Source organism: Clostridium sp. E02 (genome assembly GCF_003833015.1).
Taxonomy (GTDB): Bacteria; Bacillota; Clostridia; order Lachnospirales; family Lachnospiraceae; genus Lacrimispora.
In genome coordinates this window covers 1-970 of sequence record NZ_RJLQ01000054.1, presented here as the reverse complement: position 1 = coordinate 970, position 970 = coordinate 1, and the positions used below count along the sequence as shown (strand labels likewise).

Below are 970 nucleotides of genomic sequence, written 5' to 3'. Positions count from 1 at the left end.
GGGAATCGGACACCGCAAAAGTATGGAACAGCGTCAATATCAGGAAATGCAAGGTTACCTGGAACGTCTGAAATCATACGCAAAACACATAGAAGTATGCGGAGAAAAACGAAACAGCTATTCGAAAACGGATCAAGATGCTACTTTTATGAGAATCAAACGGGATTATATGGGAAATGATCAGCTTTTGCCGGCATACAATCTACAGGTTGGGATATGTGATGAATACATAGCAGTAGTTGATGTGAAACCCTATGCCTCTGACCTGGAATGCTTTGTACCTCTTATGGAAAAATTCAACCGTATCTATGGTCATTATCCAAAATACCCGGTTGCGGATGCCGGATACGGTTCGTATAACAATTACCTGTATTGTGAAGAGCATGGTATGGAAAAATTCATGAAGTTTACCATGTTTAAAAAAGAAACTACGGATAAGAAATATCATAATAATCCGTATCGGGCCGTTAACTTTCAAAGAGATCTGTCAGGTAACCTTATATGTCCAAATGGGAAAAAATTCATATACAAATACAATAAACCTATATATAAAAACAAGTATGGAAGAACAGAAGAAATTTACGAGTGTGAAAACTGTGAAGGGTGCCCATATAAATCTGAGTGCTGTAAAAGGATTTCTGGAAACAGAACCATACGCATGAATCAGGAACTGACGGCATTACACCAAGAAGTAATGGATAACCTTGAGTCCATTCATGGAGCTCTTTTGCGTATGAACCGAAGTATTCAGGCAGAGGGAACTTTTGGAGTCATCAAGTGGGACAAATCATACAAGCGGCTCCTTCGACGAGGTGAAAAAGGCGTAAATCTTGGACTTACGTTGATTTCTTGTGGTTATAACCTATACAAGTATCACAATAAAAGCAAACGCCAATTGATAGCTGCATGAAACTAGAATCAAGATGGGTGATTTCTCTGCTTTGGATTCCCAAGGGTTACTTTGTGTACA

At 39.0% G+C, this 970-nt stretch carries 1 protein-coding gene; it reads left to right on the top strand.

From position 1 onward, the window contains the following. A partial coding sequence (locus EFT72_RS18865; protein ID WP_164473225.1) for a transposase occupies positions 1-910 on the top strand: 910 nt, incomplete at its 5' end. Positions 911-970 lie beyond the last annotated feature (60 nt).